The organism is Cereibacter sphaeroides 2.4.1 (assembly GCF_000012905.2).
GTDB classification, from domain to species: domain Bacteria; phylum Pseudomonadota; class Alphaproteobacteria; order Rhodobacterales; family Rhodobacteraceae; genus Cereibacter_A; species Cereibacter_A sphaeroides.
This window is the reverse complement of sequence record NC_007493.2, coordinates 1,986,251-2,005,188: the sequence shown is the minus strand read 5'-3', so window position 1 is coordinate 2,005,188 and position 18,938 is coordinate 1,986,251. Positions and strand designations below refer to the sequence as shown.

Annotated in this window: 17 protein-coding genes; 11 read left to right on the top strand and 6 right to left on the bottom strand. The window is 70.2% G+C overall.

Translation table 11 applies throughout. The features are described from left to right. Positions 1–33: 33 nt before the first annotated feature. The 4 genes from chlG to idi are packed head-to-tail and all read left to right on the top strand — an operon-like array spanning position 34 to position 3,945. Entirely contained in the window at positions 34–942 is a 909-nt protein-coding gene (gene chlG, locus RSP_RS09680; protein ID WP_011338121.1) for a chlorophyll synthase ChlG, read from the top strand. Next, complete coding sequence (locus RSP_RS09675) at positions 939–2,222, top strand: PucC family protein (protein ID WP_011338120.1); 1,284 nt, start codon at positions 939–941, stop codon at positions 2,220–2,222. The genes chlG and RSP_RS09675 overlap by 4 nt, the downstream gene beginning before the upstream one ends. A 2-nt stretch (positions 2,223–2,224) precedes the next feature. Continuing rightward, positions 2,225–3,409 (top strand): geranylgeranyl diphosphate reductase, encoded by a 1,185-nt coding sequence (locus RSP_RS09670; protein WP_002720441.1) that lies wholly within the window; start codon positions 2,225–2,227, stop codon positions 3,407–3,409. Between the two features lie 2 nt (positions 3,410–3,411). Next, on the top strand, positions 3,412–3,945 hold the full coding sequence (gene idi / locus RSP_RS09665) for an isopentenyl-diphosphate Delta-isomerase (protein WP_011338119.1): 534 nt from the start codon (positions 3,412–3,414) through the stop codon (positions 3,943–3,945). Positions 3,946–4,193: 248 nt separating this feature from the next. On the opposite strand, the gene bchO is transcribed toward idi, so the two are convergent. Genes bchO through crtA form a run of 4 tightly spaced genes read right to left on the bottom strand, consistent with a single transcriptional unit; the run spans position 4,194 to position 8,737 of the window. Continuing rightward, entirely contained in the window at positions 4,194–5,060 is an 867-nt protein-coding gene (gene bchO, locus RSP_RS09660; RefSeq protein ID WP_011338118.1) for an alpha/beta fold hydrolase BchO, read from the bottom strand. A gap of 2 nt (positions 5,061–5,062) precedes the next feature. Continuing rightward, complete coding sequence (locus RSP_RS09655) at positions 5,063–6,739, bottom strand: magnesium chelatase subunit D (RefSeq protein WP_017140264.1); 1,677 nt, start codon at positions 6,737–6,739, stop codon at positions 5,063–5,065. 14 nt (positions 6,740–6,753) lie between these two features. Further along, positions 6,754–7,758, bottom strand: a complete 1,005-nt coding sequence (bchI, locus tag RSP_RS09650; RefSeq protein WP_002720437.1) for a magnesium chelatase ATPase subunit I — start codon at positions 7,756–7,758, stop codon at positions 6,754–6,756. 4 nt (positions 7,759–7,762) lie between these two features. After that, on the bottom strand, positions 7,763–8,737 hold the full coding sequence (gene crtA, locus RSP_RS09645; RefSeq protein ID WP_002720436.1) for a spheroidene monooxygenase: 975 nt from the start codon (positions 8,735–8,737) through the stop codon (positions 7,763–7,765). 157 nt (positions 8,738–8,894) lie between these two features. Here crtA and RSP_RS09640 point away from each other — a divergent pair, with 157 nt between their 5' ends. Genes RSP_RS09640 through tspO form a run of 3 tightly spaced genes read left to right on the top strand, consistent with a single transcriptional unit; the run spans position 8,895 to position 12,023 of the window. Further along, a complete protein-coding gene (locus tag RSP_RS09640; RefSeq protein WP_002720435.1) occupies positions 8,895–10,451 on the top strand; it encodes a phytoene desaturase in 1,557 nt (518 codons plus the stop codon). Further along, entirely contained in the window at positions 10,448–11,515 is a 1,068-nt protein-coding gene (gene crtB / locus RSP_RS09635) for a 15-cis-phytoene synthase (RefSeq protein WP_011338116.1), read from the top strand. The genes RSP_RS09640 and crtB overlap by 4 nt, the downstream gene beginning before the upstream one ends. A gap of 28 nt (positions 11,516–11,543) precedes the next feature. Beyond that, a complete protein-coding gene (gene tspO / locus RSP_RS09630; RefSeq protein WP_002720433.1) occupies positions 11,544–12,023 on the top strand; it encodes a tryptophan-rich sensory protein TspO in 480 nt (159 codons plus the stop codon). Between the two features lie 160 nt (positions 12,024–12,183). Here the strand turns inward: tspO and crtC are convergent, their stop codons facing one another. After that, on the bottom strand, positions 12,184–13,053 hold the full coding sequence (gene crtC / locus RSP_RS09625) for a carotenoid 1,2-hydratase (protein WP_017140263.1): 870 nt from the start codon (positions 13,051–13,053) through the stop codon (positions 12,184–12,186). A 35-nt stretch (positions 13,054–13,088) separates the two neighbouring features. Continuing rightward, the gene (gene crtD, locus RSP_RS09620; RefSeq protein ID WP_011338113.1) at positions 13,089–14,576 is read right to left on the bottom strand and encodes a 1-hydroxycarotenoid 3,4-desaturase CrtD; all 1,488 of its coding nucleotides are present in this window, start codon (positions 14,574–14,576) and stop codon (positions 13,089–13,091) included. Positions 14,577–14,720: 144 nt separating this feature from the next. On the opposite strand from crtD, the gene RSP_RS09615 reads away from it, so the two are divergent. From RSP_RS09615 to RSP_RS09600, 4 genes are all read left to right on the top strand, one after another. After that, entirely contained in the window at positions 14,721–15,587 is an 867-nt protein-coding gene (locus RSP_RS09615; RefSeq protein ID WP_011338112.1) for a polyprenyl synthetase family protein, read from the top strand. 52 nt (positions 15,588–15,639) lie between these two features. Next, positions 15,640–16,779, top strand: coding sequence for a demethylspheroidene O-methyltransferase (locus tag RSP_RS09610; protein ID WP_011338111.1), 1,140 nt, complete (start codon positions 15,640–15,642; stop codon positions 16,777–16,779). 152 nt (positions 16,780–16,931) lie between these two features. After that, positions 16,932–17,888: a chlorophyll synthesis pathway protein BchC gene (bchC, locus tag RSP_RS09605; protein WP_002720428.1), complete on the top strand. Its 957-nt coding sequence runs from the start codon at positions 16,932–16,934 to the stop codon at positions 17,886–17,888. Next, positions 17,885–18,886 (top strand): chlorophyllide a reductase iron protein subunit X, encoded by a 1,002-nt coding sequence (locus RSP_RS09600; protein ID WP_002720427.1) that lies wholly within the window; start codon positions 17,885–17,887, stop codon positions 18,884–18,886. Before bchC ends, RSP_RS09600 begins: the two co-directional genes overlap by 4 nt. Positions 18,887–18,938 lie beyond the last annotated feature (52 nt).

Sequence of the window (18,938 nt, the reverse complement as noted above, 5' to 3'; positions counted from 1 at the left end):
CCGACTCCCCGTCGTCATGCTTAGGTGACACACATGAGTGTCAATCTATCCTTACACCCCCGCTCCGTGCCCGAGCCGCGCGCGCTGCTCGAGCTGATCCAGCCCATCACCTGGTTCCCGCCGATCTGGGCCTATCTCTGCGGCACGGTCTCGGTGGGGATCTGGCCCGGAGAGAAATGGCCGCTGGTCCTCCTCGGGATGGTGCTGGCAGGCCCCTTGGTCTGCGGCATGAGCCAGGCCGCGAACAACTGGTGCGACCGGCATGTGGATGCCGTGAACGAGCCGGACCGGCCGATCCCCTCGGGGCGCATCCCCGGGCGCTGGGGGCTCTATATCGCACTCCTCATGACCGTGCTCTCGCTCGCCGTGGGCTGGATGCTGGGCCCCTGGGGCTTCGGCGCCACCGTCTTCGGCGTGCTCGCGGCCTGGGCCTATTCGGTCGAGCCGATCCGCCTCAAGCGGTCGGGCTGGTGGGGGCCGGGCCTCGTCGCGCTCTGCTACGAGGGCCTGCCTTGGTTCACGGGCGCGGCCGTCCTGTCGGCGGGCGCGCCGAGCTTCTTCATCGTGACCGTGGCGCTGCTCTATGCCTTCGGCGCGCATGGCATCATGACGCTCAACGATTTCAAGGCGCTCGAGGGCGATCGCCAGCATGGCGTGCGCTCGCTGCCAGTAATGCTCGGGCCCGAAGTGGCCGCGAAGCTCGCCTGCACCGTCATGGCGATGGCGCAGATCCTCGTCATCACGCTCCTCGTCATCTGGGGCAAGCCCATCCATGCGGGCATCATCACCGCGCTGCTGGTGGCCCAGCTGTTCGCGATGCGCGTGCTGCTGCGCGATCCGGCGGGCAAGTGCCCCTGGTATAACGGCACCGGCGTCACGCTCTATGTGCTGGGCATGATGGTCGCGGCCTTCGCCATCCGCGGGCTGGAGGTGCTGCCGTGACGCTGGGCTGGCTCGGCATCTTCCGGCTCGGCCTCGTGCAGATGAGCCTCGGCGGCATGGTGGTGCTGACCACCTCGACGCTGAACCGGCTGATGGTGGTCGAGCTCGCACTGCCGGCGGTGCTGTCGGGCCTGCTCGTGGCGCTCCATTATGCGGTGCAGGTCACGCGACCCTCCTGGGGCTACCGGTCGGACACCTGCGGCAACCGCACGCGCTGGATCGTGGGCGGCATGGCGACGCTGGCGCTCGGCGCCTTCTCGGCGGCGCTGGGCGTCGTGTGGATGCATACGGCCTTCTGGCCGGGCCTTGCGCTCTCCTTCGTGGCCTATCTGATGATCGGGCTCGGCGCGGGCATGGGCGGCACCTCGCTTCTGGCGCTGATGGCCACCTGCACCCGGCCCGAGCGGCGCGCGGCGGCGGCCACGATCACCTGGCTCATGATGATCTTCGGCATCGCCGCCACCGCGGGCACCGTGGGCGCGCTGCTCGAACCCTATACCCCGGCGCGCCTCCTCGAACTGGTGGGCGCGGTCTGCGCAGGTGGCCTTGTCCTCACGATCCTCGCCACCTGGCGGATCGAGCGGGGCCTCGTGTCCCAGCCCGAACCGGAGGCGGCCCCGCTGCTTCAGGGGCTGCGCGAGGTCTGGGCCGAGCCGCGGGCGCGCACCTTCACCTTCTTCGTCTTCCTGTCGATGACCGCCTATTTCATGCAGGAGCTGATCCTCGAACCCTATGCGGGCCTCGTCTTCGGCCTGACACCGGGGCAGACCACATCGCTCTCGGGGGCGCAGAACGGCGGCGTCTTCGTGGGCATGCTGGCGGTGGGCATCGGCCAGACCGGCCTTCGGATCGGCTCGCTCCGCGGCTGGGTCGTGGCGGGCTGCCTCGGCTCGGCGCTGGCGCTGACGGGGATCGCGCTGATCGGCCAGATGCACCTGCCGCTGATCGTGCCGGCCGTGGTGCTGATGGGCCTCTTCAACGGCATGTTCGCCGTGGCGGCCATCGGCTCGATGATGCAGCTCGCGGGCGAGGGGCGACAGGCGCGCGAGGGCACCCGCATGGGGCTCTGGGGCGCGGCCCAGGCGGTCGCGGCCGGCTTCGGCGGGCTTCTGGGGGCGGCGTCGGCCGATCTCCTCCAGCTGGTCGCCCGTGGATCCACCGCCTTCGGCCTCGTCTTCCTGGCCGAGGCCGTCCTATTCGTCATTTCGGCGCTGATGGCGCTTCGTATCCTGGAAGGCGGGCGCTCCATGCCCGCCGGCCGGCTTGTGCCTGGAGAGTGAGCATGGCCTATGATGTCTTCGTAGTGGGTGGCGGCCCGTCGGGCGCCACGGCGGCCGACGAGCTGGCCCGTGCCGGCAAGAGCGTGGCGCTTCTCGACCGTGCCGGGCGGATCAAGCCCTGCGGCGGCGCGATCCCGCCGCGCCTGATCGAGGATTTCGACATCCCCGACAGCCAGATCGTGGCGCGCATCCGCACCGCGCGGATGATCTCGCCCACCGGCCGCAAGGTCGACATCCCGATCGAGGGCGGCTTCGTCGGCATGGTGGACCGCGAGCATTTCGACGAATGGCTCCGCCGCCGCGCCGCCAAGGCCGGGGCCGAGCGGCTGACGGGCACCTTCCTGCGCGTCGAGCGCGACAGCTTCCACACCTATGTCGTCTGGCGCGAGAAGGCGACGGGCGAGGAGAAACGGTCCGAGACCAAGCTCGTGATCGGTGCCGACGGCGCGAAATCCGACGTGGCACGCGCCGAGGTGCCCGGGGGCGACAAGATCCCGATGGTGATCGCCTACCACGAGATCATCAAGCCGCCGACCAGCTCGGTGATCGACTACGACCCTACCCGCTGCGACGTGATCTACGACGGCCGGGTCAGCCCCGATTTCTACGGCTGGATCTTCCCGCATGGCGAGACCGCCTCGGTCGGCATGGGCACGGGCATCCTCGGCTTCGACCTGAAGGAGGCGACTGCGCTCCTGCGCCGGCAGGCCGGGCTCGACCAGTGCGAGACGATCCGCAAGGAGGGCGCGCCGATCCCGCTGCAGCCGCTGGAGAAGTGGGACAACGGCAAGGACGTGGTGCTTGCGGGCGATGCGGCGGGGGTCGTCGCACCCTCGTCGGGCGAGGGGATCTACTATGCCTTCGTCGGTGGCCAGGTCGCGGCCAGGGCCTGCCTCGCCGCGCTGAAATCGGGCCGGGCGACCGACCTCCAACTCGCGCGCAAGATGTTCATGGCCGACCACAAGACCGTGTTCAAGGTTCTCCGCTCGATGCAGGATGCCTATTATCGCGACGACGAGCGGCGCGAGCGGTTCGTGAGCCTGTGCCACGACACCGACGTTCAGCGCCTGACCTTCGAGTCCTACATGAACAAGAAACTGACGAGCAAACAGCCCTGGGCCCATATCAAGATCGGGTTCAAGAACGTGATGCACCTGACGCGGCTCGTCTCGCCGCAATGGACCTGAGAATGACGGAAATGGTTCCCGCCTGGGTCGAGGGCCGGCTGATGCCGGTCGAGAAGCTGGAGGCGCACCAGCGCGGCCTGCGTCACATGGCGATCTCGGTCTTTGTCATGGCCGGCGAGGCGGTGCTGATCCAGCGCCGCGCGGCCGGCAAGTATCACACGCCCGGCCTCTGGGCGAATACCTGCTGCACCCATCCCCGCTGGGGCGAGGAGGCGGCCGACTGCGCCGTCCGGCGCCTGCGCGAGGAACTGGGGATCACCGGGCTCGTCACCGTCTTCGCCGACCGCGTGGAATATCGCGCCGACGTGGGCAACGGGCTGACCGAGCATGAGGTGGTCGACATCTTCGTGGCCGAGGCGCCCTCGGACCTGCCGGTGAACCCGGACCCGGAAGAGGTGTGGGAGACCCGCTGGGTCGACCTCACCGATCTCGCGCGCGAGGTGAAGGAGCATCCCGAGCGCTTCACACCCTGGCTCCGGATCTATCTGGCCGAGCATATGGAGCGGATCTTCGGCAAGCTGCGCGTCGTGCAGTAAGCGCCGGAAGAGCAACGAAGAGGGCGGTTCCTGCGGGAGCCGCCCTTTTCTTGTGGCTTGCAAGGCTCTGCCTCGGCTGAAACTCCTCGCGGGCTGCCCGGCGCCGAAGGCTTGCAGACCGCCGGTCTGCGTTTGCAAGAGGTCGTGCCGCTTGCGCTTCGCGGAATACTTGCGGGCGGCCGGGTTGCGCCTCGTCAGGTGAGGGCGCCCCGCGCGGAGGCCGCCATTCGCGAAGCGCGAACGGCGCGTCAGGTCCGGAGGTGCCTCTCCACGAAGGGCAGAAGGATCGCGGCCACACCCGCCGCATCCTCTTCATGCGCGAGATGGCCGAGGCCCGGCATCTCGACATAGGAGCCGAAGGGCATCCGCCCCGCCGCCTCCTGCGAGATGCGGGGGGGCACTGTCCCGTCCTTTGCCGCCGCGATGAGCAGGGTCGGCACGTCGATGGCGGGCAGGCGGCGCTGCAGCGCATCGAGCCGCCATTGCGCCATCATCGAGAGCGTGCCGTCCACATGCACATGATCGCCGATCAGCGTCATGTATTGCCGCAGTCCCGCCTCATCGAGGTCCGAGCCGGTGGAGCCGATCAGCCGGCGCACGCGGTCCTCGGCGCCGAAGAGCCGCGCGGCCATCGGCGGGATGAAGGGATTGAGCGCGAGAAGCTTCGCGATCAGCGGGAAGAGCCACCCGGCCGTGCCCTCGAAATTTCCGAGCGCCGCGTTGATCCCCACCACGGCGCGCGGGCGCACGGGCAGGATCTCGGCCAGCCGGAGCGCCAGCGCCGCGCCCGCCGAATGGCCGATGAGAACGGAGGGGCGCCAATCCTCGGCCGCACAGAGCCGCGCCAGATCCTCGGCCATCGCCTCGAGCGAGAAGCGGCGCTGCCCGGCCCGGGTGAAGCCCTGACCCGGCAGGTCGGGCGCCACGACCCGGAAGTGCGGGGCCAGAAGCGGCACGAGATGGCGCCACGAGTGGCTCGATCCCCCCGCGCCGTGAAGGAGGAGGGCGGTCGGGCCCCGCCCCTCGTCCCGCACGCACCACTGGTGCGGCGGACAATCGATGCGACGCATGGACTCTCGCCCGGGCCAGTCGGGGGGCATCCGGTCGAGATCCATGGTCAGTCTCCCATTGCTGCGCCGAGGACGTTCGAGAGCTTGTGGGCATCGGCCCGCGGCAGGGCGATGTAGGGCGCGTCGAGGGCGCGGGCGAGGGCCGCGAGCGAGGGCTGCGGGCGGTTCGCCGTGTCGATCACGACCGCGGGCAGACCCGAGCCGCGCAGCGAGGCCGCGAGCTTCAGCGCATCCTCCTCGGCCTGCGCCCGGTTGGCCGAGCCATCGAGCGCGATGTTGCCGCGCCCGTCGGTCAGAAGCGCGACCGTGGGTGTCATGCCGCGCGCGCGGGCCTGAAGCCCCACGGCCAGCGCCAGCCGCAGCCCGTGGGCGAGCGGCGTGCCGCCCCCGCCGGGCAGGCCCGCAAGGCGCCGCTTCGTCTGCACGAGGCTGCGGGTGGGCGGCAGGATCAGCTCGGCGTCGCGGCCCCGGAAGGCCAGCAGCGAGACATGGTCGCGCCGGGCATAGGCCTGCCCCAGAAGAAGCTCGACCGCGCCCTTCGCCTCGGAGAGGCGCGCCATGGCGGAAGAGCCCGAGGCATCCACGGCGAAGATCAGCACGCGGTCCGAGGTCTCGCGGAACCGCTTGATGCGGATGTCGGAGGGCCGCACGAGCAGCACGGCATCGGTCTTCTGCTGGCGGCGGCGGAGCGGCTGCCAGGGGGCGGCCGCGCGCAGCGTGCCCACGAGGTCGATCCGCGCGCCGGTGCCGAGGCGGCCCATGCGCGAGGGCAGGGGGCGGCCGCGGCGGTTGCCGGCCTTGGCCGAGCCGGTGCCGGTGGCGCCCCGCGCCATCCGCGCGGCGCGACCGGCGGCCAGCTGCTCGAGGAGATCGGCCGGCAGCGCCGCCCGCACGGCCTCGACCAGCATCTCTTCGGGAAACATCTCCTCGCCCTGCTGCTGCTCGGGCGGCGGCGGGCTGTCGTCGGGCTGATCCTCGGGCGGCTCGGGTTCGGGCTCGGGCGGGGCCTCCTCGGAGGCAGGCATGGCGCGATGGGCGAAGACCAGATCGGCCGCGCGGCGGATGTCCTCGTCCGTGACGGCGGCGTGACCTTCCCAGGCGGCCTGCGCGCGGGCCGCGGCCAGCGCCAGCGTCGGCGCGCGGAGGCTCGCGATGCCGAGCTGCGCCGCCACGCGGGCGAGGGTCGCGGCCGCCTCGGGCGGGGTCGCCACCGCGGCCAGCCGGGCGCGGGCTGCGGCGAGGCGCTCGGGGTCGAGCGCGATCTCGCGGGTCTCGCCCCAGGGCAGGCCGTCGAGGTCGAGGAACAGCGCCAGCCGGTCCACGAGGCCGAGCGGCAGCAGCTCGTCGCGCTCGGCGCCCTCGTCGAGCGCGATCAGACAGTGGCGCGGCGCATCGAGCGCGGTGCCGAGCCGGGCCGCGAGACCGGGCAGGGTGCGCTCGGCCATGGCGAGAACCAGCACCGCGGGCTCGTCGAGGATGCCCTTCTGCACGACGGGCGTGCCGGCCGAGAGGGTCGCGGCCAGATCCAGCCCGCCGAAGAGCGCATCGTCGCCGATGGTCGGATGAATGCGGCGGACCGGCAGCGGCAGCGCGCCGAGCGCCCCGGTGATCCGGTCGCGCAGCGCGCTGGCCCGCGCCCGGAGCCAGAGGCCCTTGAGGCCTGCAGGGTCGATGGCGAGAAGGGTGAGGGCCGCCTCGACCCGTTCCCACGGGCCGAGCGGCACGGGGGCTGCGTGTGTCAGGGCAGGACCTCCGCCACGCACCGTTCGACGCGGCTGACCGAGCCCGCCTCGTCCAGCGGATCGCGCCGCAGCCGGTGGCTGAGCGCCATGGTCGCAACCGACCGCAGGTGGCTGCGCCCCACCGCCTCGGCGCCCTCGAAGGCCGCCTGGGCGCGGGCCGCCCGGAGGAGCGTGAGCTCGCCCCGCAGCCCGTCGGATCCGAGCGCGATGCAGAGCGCCGCGCAGTCGTGCAGCACGGTGTTCGGCGTCTTGAGCTGGGGCAGCGCCGCCCGCGCGCCGAGGATGCGGCCGCGGAGCTGCATGTCCTCGGCGCCCCATTTCTCCATGAAGGCGTCGTGGTCCGCGTCATAGGCGTCACGGCGGGTGATGACCTCGACGCGGGTCTCCACGTCGCGGGGGCTGCGGACCTCGACCGAAAGGCCGAACCGGTCCAGAAGCTGCGGGCGCAGCTCGCCTTCCTCGGGGTTGCCCGAGCCCACCAGCACGAAGCGGGCGGGGTGGCGGATCGACAGACCCTCGCGTTCGACCACATTCTCGCCGGACTGCGCCACGTCGAGGAGCAGGTCCACGATGTGATCCTCGAGGAGGTTGACCTCGTCGATATAGAGATAGCCACGGTTGGCGCGGGCGAGCAGGCCGGGTTCGAAGGCCTTTTCGCCGCGGGTGAGGGCGCGCTCGATGTCGAGCGCGCCCACCACACGGTCTTCCGTCACGCCGAGCGGCAGGTCGACGACGGGCGTCGGCCGTTCGATCATCGTGGTGGAGGAGACATGCGCCCATTCCGGGCAATCCTCCGGCCGGGCCGAGTTCACAGGGCAGCCCTCGACCGCCTTGATCAGCGGCAGGAGCGCCGCGAGCGCACGGACGGCGGTGGACTTGCCGGTGCCGCGATCGCCGAACACCAGCACGCCGCCGATGCCCGGGTCGATCGCAGTGAGCACCATGGCCTGCTTCATCTGCTCCTGACCGACGATGGCCGAGAAGGGGAAGGGTTTTTTCATTGCGTCAGGCGTTCTCTTTGCGGCCGCCCTTGCCGGGCTTGCCCTTGAAGTTCGGCTTCCCGCCCTGCGGCATCGGCTTCGAGGCCACGGGAGCGGAAGCGGGTTTCGGGGCCTCGACCACGGGCTTCGGCGGCTCGGCGGGCTTCGGCATCTCGACGGCGAGAGCGGGCTTCTCCGCGACCGGCGCCGGGGCAGGCTTCGGAGCTTCGGCCGCCGGGGCGGGCTGGGCTGCCGCCGGTGCCGGAGCGGGTTTCGGAGCCTCGGAGGGGCGTGCGGTCAGCGCCTCGCCCACCGGGTCCTTGCCCTCCCACTTACCAATCGTTCCGAGAATCTGGAAGCGGGCATAAAGCTCCTCCTTGAACCAGTTCTCGGCGCGCACGGCCTTGATCGCCTCGCCATGCGGGCCGCCGGCGCCGCGGGCGAACTCCTCCATCGAGCGGGCGTCGGGCCAGATCGAGAAGGTAACCTGCTGGACGAACGGCACTTCCCCCACGCCGATCTTGAAGACCACGTCCTTGTTCCGGCCGATCATGTGCGAGATGGCAGGCTCGCGCGCCCAGAACCGCTCGGCCTTCCAGAACTTGACCGTGGCCCGGGTGAGGGCGGCGATCGGCCGCACGTCCGAGGCGGGTTTCACCGGCTCGAACGGCTCCTTGCCGTCCCATTTGCCCCAGGCGCTGGTGGGCTGCAGGAGCACCGTGTAGCTCTCGTCGGCCATCTTGGTCCAGCGCTGGTAGATCGGCGATTCGGCCACTTCCCGCCGCGCGGTCTCCTCGTCCGGCCAGACCGCAAGGATGCTCCAGACGTGCCAGTTGGGCTTCGGCGTGAAGCCCTGACCCGTGCCCGAGCCGAACATCTTCCAGAATTTCGCCTTCGGCAGGTAGTGCATGCCCAGCTTGTTTGCGGTCATCTGACCAAGCACCCAGAGCCGCTTTTCGAACTCGTTGAACCGGAAGATACTGAGCGTGACAGTCTGCATGTCATTCCTCCTGCAGATGGGGTGGGCGCGATCAAACACCGAACCGAAGCGGGCGGACATTAGTCGCGAAGTCGCACCGCCCTCAAGCCGCATTGTAAACCTGACTAGACAGTCTATTGTATGGGGCATGTTGACAAGCACTGCAGGAGTTCGCGCCATGCCCTCGATCTCGCCCGCCTCCGACGCCGACCGCGCCCTTGTGATCGGCTCCGGACTGGGGGGCCTTGCGGCTGCGATGCGCCTCGGCGCCAAGGGCTGGCGCGTGACGGTCATCGACAAGCTCGACGTTCCGGGCGGCCGCGGCTCCTCGATCACGCAGGAGGGGCACCGGTTCGATCTGGGACCCACCATCGTGACGGTGCCGCAGAGCCTGCGCGACCTGTGGAAGACCTGCGGGCGGGACTTCGACGCCGATGTCGAGCTGAAGCCGATCGATCCGTTCTACGAGGTGCGCTGGCCGGACGGGTCGCACTTCACGGTGCGCCAGTCGACCGAGGCGATGAAGGCCGAGGTCGCGCGCCTCTCGCCCGGCGATGTGGCGGGATACGAGAAGTTCCTGAAGGACAGCGAAAAGCGCTACTGGTTCGGTTACGAGGATCTCGGCCGCCGCTCGATGCACAAGCTGTGGGATCTCATCAAGGTGCTGCCCACCTTCGGGATGATGCGGGCCGACCGGTCGGTCTACCAGCACGCCGCGCTTCGGGTGAAGGACGAGCGGCTGCGCATGGCGCTCTCGTTCCACCCGCTCTTCATCGGCGGCGACCCCTTCAACGTGACCTCGATGTATATCCTTGTGAGCCAGCTCGAGAAGGAGTTCGGCGTCCATTATGCCATCGGCGGCGTGGCGGCCATCGCCGCGGCCATGGCGAAGGTGATCGAGGGGCAGGGCGGCAGCTTCCGCATGAACACCGAGGTGGACGAGATCCTCGTCGAGAAGGGCACCGCCACCGGTGTGCGGCTCGCCTCGGGCGAGGTGCTGCGGGCGGGTCTCGTGGTCTCGAATGCGGATGCGGGCCATACCTACATGCGGCTTCTGCGTAACCATCCGCGCCGCCGCTGGACCGACGCCCATGTGAAGAGCCGGCGCTGGTCGATGGGGCTGTTCGTCTGGTATTTCGGAACGAAGGGGACGAAGGGCATGTGGCCCGACGTCGGCCACCACACGATCGTCAATGCGCCGCGCTACAAGGGGCTGGTCGAGGACATCTTCCTCAAGGGCAAGCTCGCGAAGGACATGAGCCTCTATATCCACCGGCCCTCGATCACCGATCCGACCGTGGCGCCCGAGGGGGATGACACGTTCTATGCGCTCTCGCCCGTGCCGCATCTGAAACAGGCGCAACCGGTGGACTGGCAGGCTGTGGCCGAGCCCTACCGCGAAAGCGTGCTCGAGGTGCTCGAACAGTCGATGCCGGGGATCGGGGAACGGATCGGGCCCTCGCTCGTCTTCACCCCCGAGACCTTCCGCGACCGCTACCTCAGCCCCTGGGGCGCGGGCTTCTCGATCGAGCCGCGGATCCTGCAGTCGGCCTGGTTCCGGCCGCACAACATTTCCGAGGAGGTGGCGAACCTGTTCCTCGTGGGCGCGGGCACCCATCCGGGTGCGGGCGTGCCCGGCGTGATCGGTTCGGCCGAAGTGATGGCCAAGCTTGCCCCCGATGCGCCACGTGCGCGCCGCGAGGCCGAACCTGCTGAAAGGCTTGCCGCGGAATGATTGCCTCTGCCGATCTCGATGCCTGCCGGGAGATGATCCGCACCGGCTCCTATTCCTTCCATGCCGCGTCCCGCCTGCTGCCCGAGCGCGTGCGCGCGCCGTCGCTGGCGCTCTATGCCTTCTGCCGCGTGGCCGACGATGCGGTCGACGAGGCGGTGAACGATGGACAGCGCGAGGAGGATGCCGAGGTCAAGCGCCGCGCCGTCCTGAGCCTGCGCGACCGGCTGGACCTCGTCTATGGCGGCCGCCCGCGCAATGCGCCGGCCGACCGCGCCTTCGCCGCGGTGGTCGAGGAGTTCGAGATGCCCCGGGCGCTGCCCGAGGCGCTGCTCGAGGGGCTCGCCTGGGACGCGGTGGGGCGGAGCTACGACAGTTTCTCGGGCGTGCTCGACTATTCGGCGCGGGTGGCCGCGGCGGTGGGGGCGATGATGTGCGTCCTCATGCGGGTGCGCGATCCCGACGTGCTGGCCCGGGCCTGCGATCTGGGCCTCGCCATGCAGCTCACCAACATCGCCCGCGACGTGGGGACCGACGCGCGCTCGGGACGGATCTATCTGCCGCGCGACTGGATGGAGGAGGAGGGGCTGCCGGTCGAGGAGTTCCTCGCCCGGCCGGTGGTCGACGACCGCATCCGCGCGGTGACGCACCGCCTGCTGCGCGCGGCCGACCGGCTCTATCTGCGTTCGGAAGCGGGGGTCTGCGGCCTGCCTCTGGCCTGCCGGCCCGGCATCTATGCCGCGCGCCACATCTATGCGGGTATCGGCGACGAGATCGCGCGGAACGGCTATGACAGCGTGACGCGCCGCGCCTTCACCACGCGGCGCCAGAAGCTCGTCTGGCTCGGGCTCTCGGCCACACGCGCGGCCCTCAGCCCGTTCGGCCCCGGCTGCGCCACGCTGCATGCGGCGCCCGAGCCCGAAGTGGCCTTCCTCGTCAATGCCGCCGCCCGGGCCCGGCCGCAGCGCGGCCGCTCCGAGGCGCTGATCTCGGTTCTGGCCCAGCTCGAGGCGCAGGATCGGCAGATCTCGCGGCAGCGACTGGGGAACCGGGCCAACCCGATCTAGGTTCTCATGAAGGTATACCGGAGTAACGATGATGAACATGGACTGGGCTCTTTTCCTCACCTTCCTCGCTGCCTGCGGCGCGCCCGCGACGACGGGGGCGTTGCTGAAGCCCGATGAATGGTACGACAATCTGAACAAGCCCTGGTGGAACCCGCCGCGCTGGGTGTTTCCGCTGGCCTGGACCTCGCTCTATTTCCTCATGAGCCTCGCGGCCATGCGGGTGGCGCAGCTCGAAGGTTCGGGGCAGGCGCTGGCCTTCTATGCCGCGCAGCTCGCCTTCAACACGCTCTGGACGCCGGTCTTCTTCGGGATGAAGCGGATGGCCACCGCGCTCGCCGTGGTGATGGTGATGTGGCTCTTCGTGGCCGCGACCATGTGGGCCTTCTTCCAGCTCGACACCTGGGCGGGGGTGCTGTTCGTGCCCTACCTGATCTGGGCCACCGCCGCGACCGGCCTCAATTTCGAGGCGATGCGGCTGAACTGGAACCGGCCCGAAGCCCGCGCCTGATCCGGGGGCAGAATAGAGGAGGGGCGGGCCTGCGGGCGCCGCCCCTTTTGCTTCCGGGGTTGAAAAGGGGGGGGCTGTCTGCCCCCCTTGCCCCTGCGGGGCAATTCCCCCCGAGGATATTTGCGCAGAGTGAAAGGCGCGGCCGGCGGCGGCCGGGATGTCAGGAAAAGCTCCAGCCGGGGCGGCGGGGGACGCGGACGGCGAGCATCGGCATCAGGAGCGGCGAGCGGAAGCGGCGCAGATCGAGAGCCTCGTGCACGCCGACCGTCTTCTGGCCGAAGACCGTCGTCTCGACCATCGCGCGCGAATAGAAGGGCGCGTCGAGCATCGACATCACCTGCCGCGGCCGTGTGCCCGGATCGGCGGGCGTGTGGCGCTCGACCAGCCAGCGCGAGCGGGCGAAGCGGGCTTCGGGCGGCGGCTGGATCAGCCGCGCGCGCCCGTCGGCCGCGACATGGAGCCCGAGCTCGAGCCGGGAGCCGTCGCGGCGGGTCGCGTCGTAGAAGCAGGCCGCCCCGTCTGCCACCGGGTAGCGGCCCCAGGTCCAGAAACGGAAGTCGGCCTCGAGCGCGGCCGTGCCGAAATTGGCATCGAAATAGCCGTGGCCGTGCCAGCGGTGGCCCTGCGTCAGATCGACCTCGATGCGCGCGGTGGGTGCGAAGGGGCGCCAGATGTGCGAGCCATCGTCCTTGAGCGTCACCTCGACATCGGTGATCCCGGTGGGGGTCAGCACGATCCGGCCCTTCACCGGCGAGACGAGGGGCGGCGAGGAGATCTCGTTCACCTCGACGATGAGCTGGGTGCCGGTCCAGTGCATCCGCGAGGGGCCCACGGTCAGCGTGTCCGGGCTCTGCCGCAGCGCGGCGCGGCCGCGGTCGGTCATGGTGAAGCGCCCGCCGGGGCCGTAGGTCGCCACATTGAGGCAGCAGTGGTTCTGCGGCTCCTTCCGGCCCGACCAGCGATACCAGGGCGAGAAGACCGAGCCGATGAAGCCGATCACCGAGAGCGCGCGGGTGCCGTCGTCGGACACGCCGTCGATATACCACCAGGCATAGCCGTCGGGCGCTACCTCGACCGAGAAGCAAGGTCCGCCAGTATCGCCTCGGCCGCGTGCCGTCCGGAGAGGGCCGCCATCGGCACGCCCGCCCCCGGATGGGCCCCGCCCCCCGCCAGCCACAGGCCCGGCAGCGCCGTCCGCGCCAGCGGACGCTTCAGCGAGGCCAGCGCCCCGTGCGGGCTCAGCCCGTAGATCGAGCCCTGCGACGCCGGGAACAGGCTCGCGAAGCCCGAGGGGGCCGTCAGGCTCGTCTCGCCCGGCACCGGGTCGAAGGTCAGCCCGAACTGTCTCAGGCGGTCGAAGGTTCGGCTGCGACATTGCGCAAAATCCTCGGGTTTCGCGGGCCGGCCGGGCGGTCCGTTCATGATGATCTCGAATCGCTCGGGCCCGTCGGGGAGCTGCCCGCCGGAGCGGTCCTCGGCGCAGATGTAGAGTGTCGCATCCTCCGGCATCTGTCCTGCGGCGATCGGTCCGAACTCGCGCCGGGGGTCGTCGGCGAAGAAGACGTTGTGATGGACGAGCGGCGGGCCCGAGGCGCGGGCGGCATAGGACCAGACCCAGGCCGAGAGGCTGCGCGGGTGGATCCGGTCCTCGGGCACGGCGTCCTGCGGCCCGTCGCCCAGACACCCCGCAAGGAGCGCCGCCGGATCGCCGTTGAAGACGATGTGATCGGCCGGAAGCGTCCGCCCGTCGGCCAGCTGCACGCCGGTGGCGCGGCCGCCCTGGCGCAGGATGCGCGCGACCGGCGCCCCGTAGCGCAGCCGCACGCCCTGATCGTCGGCCAGGCGGGCCAGCGCCAGCGCGAGCCGGTGCATCCCGCCCTCGATTGCCCAGACCCCGCGCGCCTCGGCCGCCCATATGAGCGCGAGCACGCCCGGCGCACCGTAGGGCGTGCCGCCCACATAGGTGGCGTAGCGCCCGAAGAGCTGACGCAGCCGCCGGTCGCGGAAGAAGAGCCGCAGGAGCCGGTCGAGCGTCATGCCGGGCAGGAGCGCGGGCCATGTCCGGGGCGCCTTCAGGGCCCCGGTCGCGATGGCCCGCAGGTCGGGCCGGGCCGCGCGCATCATCGGCCGGTCGAAAGCGTCATAAAGCCGCGCCGAGAGATCGTGGAAGCGGCGGAAGGCGCGGGCCTCGCGCGCGCCGGCGAAGGCCGCCACCGCCTCGACATTGGCCTCGAGGTCGGTGGTGAGGTCGAGCGTGCTGCCGTCGAGCCACCAGTGCCGGGCCAGAAGCGGCTGGGGCAGGAGAGTGAGGTGATGATCGAGCTTTTGGCCGCAAACCTCGAAGATATCGTCGAAAACTTCGCGAAGCGTGAGCACGGTCGGGCCTGCGTCCACCGGTCCCGCCACGCTCGGGAGGGTACGCATCCGCCCCCCCGGCGCCTCTCGCGCCTCGAGGAGCGTCACCTCGCACCCGGCCCGCGCCAGCCGGATCGCAGAGGCCAGCCCGCCCATCCCGGCCCCGACCACAACCACCTTCGGCACAATCTGTCTCATGCCCGGGATTGTTGACACCCCCGTGCGGGCTGTCCAGTATCAAAGACCAGAAGGTGTAAGAAAAAGTTGACACCTGTGGAGTCGGCGGCACGGTGGCCGCCCCGGGGCGCAACGATGCGCCGGAGCTGTCCTATGAGGCACAAGATGGCGTTTGAACAGCGGATTGAAGCGGCAATGGCAGCGGCGATCGCGCGGGGCCAGGGCTCCGAGGCGCCCTCGAAGCTGGCGACGGCGCTCGACTATGCGGTGACGCCCGGCGGCGCGCGCATCCGGCCCACGCTTCTGCTCAGCGTGGCCACGGCCTGCGGCGACGACCGCCCGGCTCTGTCGGACGCGGCGGCGGTGGCGCTTGAGCTGATCCATTGCGCGAGCCTCGTGCATGACGATCTGCCCTGCTTCGACGATGCCGAGATCCGGCGCGGCAAGCCCACGGTGCATCGCGCCTATTCCGAGCCGCTGGCGATCCTCACCGGCGACAGCCTGATCGTGATGGGCTTCGAGGTGCTGGCCCGCGCCGCGGCCGACCAGCCGCAGCGGGCGCTGCAGCTGGTGACGGCGCTGGCGGTGCGGACGGGGATGCCGATGGGCATCTGCGCGGGGCAGGGCTGGGAGAGCGAGAGCCAGATCAATCTCTCGGCCTATCATCGGGCCAAGACCGGCGCGCTCTTCATCGCCGCGACCCAGATGGGCGCCATTGCCGCGGGCTACGAGGCCGAGCCCTGGGAAGAGCTGGGAGCCCGCATCGGCGAGGCCTTCCAGGTGGCCGACGACCTGCGCGACGCGCTCTGCGATGCCGAGACGCTGGGCAAGCCCGCGGGGCAGGACGAGATCCACGCCCGCCCGAACGCGGTGCGCGAATATGGCGTCGAGGGCGCGGCGAAGCGGCTGAAGGACATCCTCGGCGGCGCCATCGCCTCGATCCCCTCCTGCCCGGGCGAGGCGATGCTGGCCGAGATGGTCCGCCGCTATGCCGAGAAGATCGTGCCGGCGCAGGTCGCGGCCCGCGTCTGAGCCGCCCGCACTCGAGGCCCCGCCCGCCGGGGCCGGATCGGAAAGGACTTCCATGAGCGCTCTCAGACCTCCCGCCCGCGGGGGGCTCGGCCTCTCCCGCCTCGGCGTGCGCCTTGCCGGCTCGCGCCGCTTCCAGCTCATCGCCGAACGTGTGCCCTTCCTGCGCCGCATCGGGCGGCGCGAGGGAGAGGAGCTGTTCGACATCGTCGCGGGCTTCGTCCATTCGCAGGTGCTCTATGCGCTGGTCGAGCTGCGGGTGCTGCATCTGGTGGCCGAGGGGCCGCAGACGGTGCAGGCGCTGGCCGCGGCCACCGGGCTTGCGCCCGAGCGGATGCAGCTTCTGCTGCAGGGGGGCGCCGCGCTGAAGCTGCTCACGCGGAGGCGCGACGGTCAGTTCGATCTGGCGGTTCGGGGCGCGGCCTTCCTCGCGGTGCCGGGGCTCGAGGCGATGGTGGGCCATCACCATGTGCTCTACCGCGATCTGGCCGATCCGGTGGCCTTCCTGAAAGGCGAGACCGAGCCCGAACTCGCGCGCTTCTGGCCCTATGTCTTCGGCGCCGGGGGGGCGACCGACCCCGAGGTGACCGCGAAATATTCCCGCCTGATGACCGAGAGCCAGGGGCTCGTGGCCGAGGATGCGCTGCGGCTGGTGGATCTGATGGGGGTCAGGCGGCTGATGGACGTGGGCGGGGGCACCGGCGCCTTCCTCGCGGCCGTGGGGCGGGCCTATCCGCTGATGGAACTCATGCTCTTCGACCTGCCCGTGGTGGCCGAGGCCGCACCGCAGAGGTTGACCGAGGCGGGGCTGGCCGGACGGTTCACCGTGCATGGCGGCAGCTTCCGCGACGATCCACTGCCGCTCGGGGCCGATGCGATCAGCCTCGTGCGGGTGCTGTTCGACCATTCGGACGAGACGGTGAAGCTGCTCCTGCACCGGGTGCGCGAGGCGCTGCCCGCGGGCGGCCGGGTGATCGTGGCCGAGGCCATGTCCGGAGGCGCCCGGCCGCACCGCGAGACAGACACCTACATGGCCTTCTACACCGCGGCCATGCGGACCGGGCGCGTCCGCTCGGCGGCCGAGATCGCGGAGCTGCTGACGGGGCAGGGCTTTTCCGAGATCAAGATCTTCCCCGGCCTCCGGCCCTATGTCGCGAGCGCGGTGACGGCCGTGCGTCCCTCTGACGCGCCGTGACGCGCGGGCGCAGCGCAATCGGACGCAGGGTGGCACTGTCCAATAAAGTTGACACTTCACGATGTCCCGTTAATGTTACACCTGAAGCGTCGATATAGGCCGACCCGAGTCCCGCAGGGCAGGTCGGCCGGAAGAGCGCGGGGGAAAACGCTGTGAGAACGACCGCCGTCATCCTGTCGGGTCCGCGGGACCTTGGCCTTCAGACCATCCAGCTGAACGAGCCCGCGCCCGGCGATATCGTCGTCGAGATCACCCACTCGGGCATTTCGACGGGCACCGAAAAACTGTTCTACACCGGGCAGATGCCGCCTTTTCCGGGCATGGGCTACCCGCTGGTGCCGGGCTACGAGGCCGCGGGCGAAGTGGTCGAGGCCGCGCCCGATACGGGCTTCCGGCCGGGCGACCGGGTCTTCGTGCCGGGCTCCAACTGTTTCGCGCCGACCGATGCGGGGCCGATCCGCGGCCTGTTCGGCGCGGCGACGAAGCGGCTCGTGACGCCCGCCCACCGCGCGGTGCGCATCGATCCTGCGCTCGAGGCCGAGGGGGCGCTTCTGGCGCTTGCCGCGACCGCGCGCCATGCGCTGGCCGGGCTGAACCATGTGCTGCCGGACCTGATCGTGGGTCACGGCACCCTGGGCCGGCTGCTCGCGCGTCTGACCATTGCCGCGGGCGGCGAGCCGCCGGTGGTCTGGGAGACCAAGGCGGAACGGCGCCGCCATGCCGAGGGCTACGAGGTCATCGACCCCGCGACCGACCAGCGCCGCGACTACCGCTCGATCTACGATGCGTCGGGCGATCCGAAACTGATCGACAGTCTGGTGATGCGGCTCGCCAAGGGCGGCGAGATCGTGCTGGCGGGCTTCTACACCGAGCCCGTCGCCTTCACCTTCGTGCCCGCCTTCATGAAGGAGGCGCGCCTGCGCATCGCTGCCGAGTGGCAGCCCGAGGACATGGTGGCCACCCGCGCGCTGATCGAGAGCGGGGCGCTTTCGCTTGCCAACCTGATCACCCACACCCGACCGGCGTCGGAGGCGGCCGAGGCCTATGCCACGGCCTTCAGCGACCCCGACTGTCTCAAGATGATCCTGGATTGGAGGGCCACCGCATGACGGATGCACCCGAACTGAAGGCGTTCGACCAACGCCTCCGCGACGAGGCGGCGGAAGAGCCGACGCTCGAGGTGCCGCAAGGCGAGCCGAAGAAGAAGACGCAGGTCATCGCGATCTACGGCAAGGGCGGCATCGGCAAGAGCTTCACGCTGGCGAACCTCAGCTACATGATGGCCCAGATCGGCAAGCGCGTGCTGCTGATCGGCTGCGACCCGAAGTCCGACACGACCTCGCTTCTGTTCGGCGGCAAGGCCTGCCCCACGATCATCGAGACCTCGGCCAGGAAGAAGCTGGCCGGCGAAGAGGTCCAGATCGGCGACGTCTGCTTCAAGCGCGACGGCGTCTTCGCGATGGAGCTGGGCGGGCCCGAGGTGGGCCGCGGCTGCGGCGGGCGCGGCATCATCCACGGCTTCGAACTGCTGGAGAAGCTCGGCTTCCACGACTGGGACTTCGACTATGTGCTGCTCGACTTCCTGGGCGACGTGGTCTGCGGCGGCTTCGGCCTGCCCATCGCCCGCGACATGGCGCAGAAGGTGATCCTCGTCGGATCGAACGACCTCCAGTCGCTCTATGTGACGAACAACGTCTGCTCGGCGGTGGAATATTTCCGCAAGCTCGGCGGCAACGTGGGCGTGGCGGGGCTCGTCATCAACAAGGACGACGGCACCGGCGAGGCCAAGGCCTTCGCCGAGGCGGCGGACATTCCGATCCTTGCGACGATTCCGGCCGACGAGGATCTGCGCCGCAAGTCGGCGAACTATCAGATCGTCGGCATTCCCGGCACGCAATGGGGACCTCTCTTCGAGGGGCTGGCCCATGCCGTGGGCGAGGCGCCCCCGATCCGGCCGAAGCCGCTGTCGCAGGATGGCCTCCTCGACCTCTTCACCCCCGAGGCGATCGGCGCCGACTTCAAGCTCGAGCCCGCCACGGATGCCGACATGCGCGGCAAGAACGCGGCCGCGAAGAAATCGCTGGAAGTGATCTACGACGATGCTTGATCTCGATACCCTCGCGCGGCTCGATCAGGCGCTCCGTCAGATCGCCGCGCGC

What these genes read in the sequence shown, in the direction of transcription:
- chlG (WP_011338121.1), top strand. Translation starts at nt 34, where the DNA reads ATGAGTGTCAATCTATCCTTACACCCCCGCTCCGTGCCCGAGCCGCGC.
- RSP_RS09670 (WP_002720441.1), top strand. Translation starts at nt 2,225, where the DNA reads ATGGCCTATGATGTCTTCGTAGTGGGTGGCGGCCCGTCGGGCGCCACG.
- idi (WP_011338119.1), top strand. Translation starts at nt 3,412, where the DNA reads ATGACGGAAATGGTTCCCGCCTGGGTCGAGGGCCGGCTGATGCCGGTC.
- bchO (WP_011338118.1), bottom strand. Translation starts at nt 5,060, where the DNA reads ATGGATCTCGACCGGATGCCCCCCGACTGGCCCGGGCGAGAGTCCATG.
- bchI (WP_002720437.1), bottom strand. Translation starts at nt 7,758, where the DNA reads ATGAAAAAACCCTTCCCCTTCTCGGCCATCGTCGGTCAGGAGCAGATG.
- crtA (WP_002720436.1), bottom strand. Translation starts at nt 8,737, where the DNA reads ATGCAGACTGTCACGCTCAGTATCTTCCGGTTCAACGAGTTCGAAAAG.
- RSP_RS09640 (WP_002720435.1), top strand. Translation starts at nt 8,895, where the DNA reads ATGCCCTCGATCTCGCCCGCCTCCGACGCCGACCGCGCCCTTGTGATC.
- crtB (WP_011338116.1), top strand. Translation starts at nt 10,448, where the DNA reads ATGATTGCCTCTGCCGATCTCGATGCCTGCCGGGAGATGATCCGCACC.
- tspO (WP_002720433.1), top strand. Translation starts at nt 11,544, where the DNA reads ATGATGAACATGGACTGGGCTCTTTTCCTCACCTTCCTCGCTGCCTGC.
- crtD (WP_011338113.1), bottom strand. Translation starts at nt 14,576, where the DNA reads ATGAGACAGATTGTGCCGAAGGTGGTTGTGGTCGGGGCCGGGATGGGC.
- RSP_RS09615 (WP_011338112.1), top strand. Translation starts at nt 14,721, where the DNA reads ATGGCGTTTGAACAGCGGATTGAAGCGGCAATGGCAGCGGCGATCGCG.
- RSP_RS09610 (WP_011338111.1), top strand. Translation starts at nt 15,640, where the DNA reads ATGAGCGCTCTCAGACCTCCCGCCCGCGGGGGGCTCGGCCTCTCCCGC.
- RSP_RS09600 (WP_002720427.1), top strand. Translation starts at nt 17,885, where the DNA reads ATGACGGATGCACCCGAACTGAAGGCGTTCGACCAACGCCTCCGCGAC.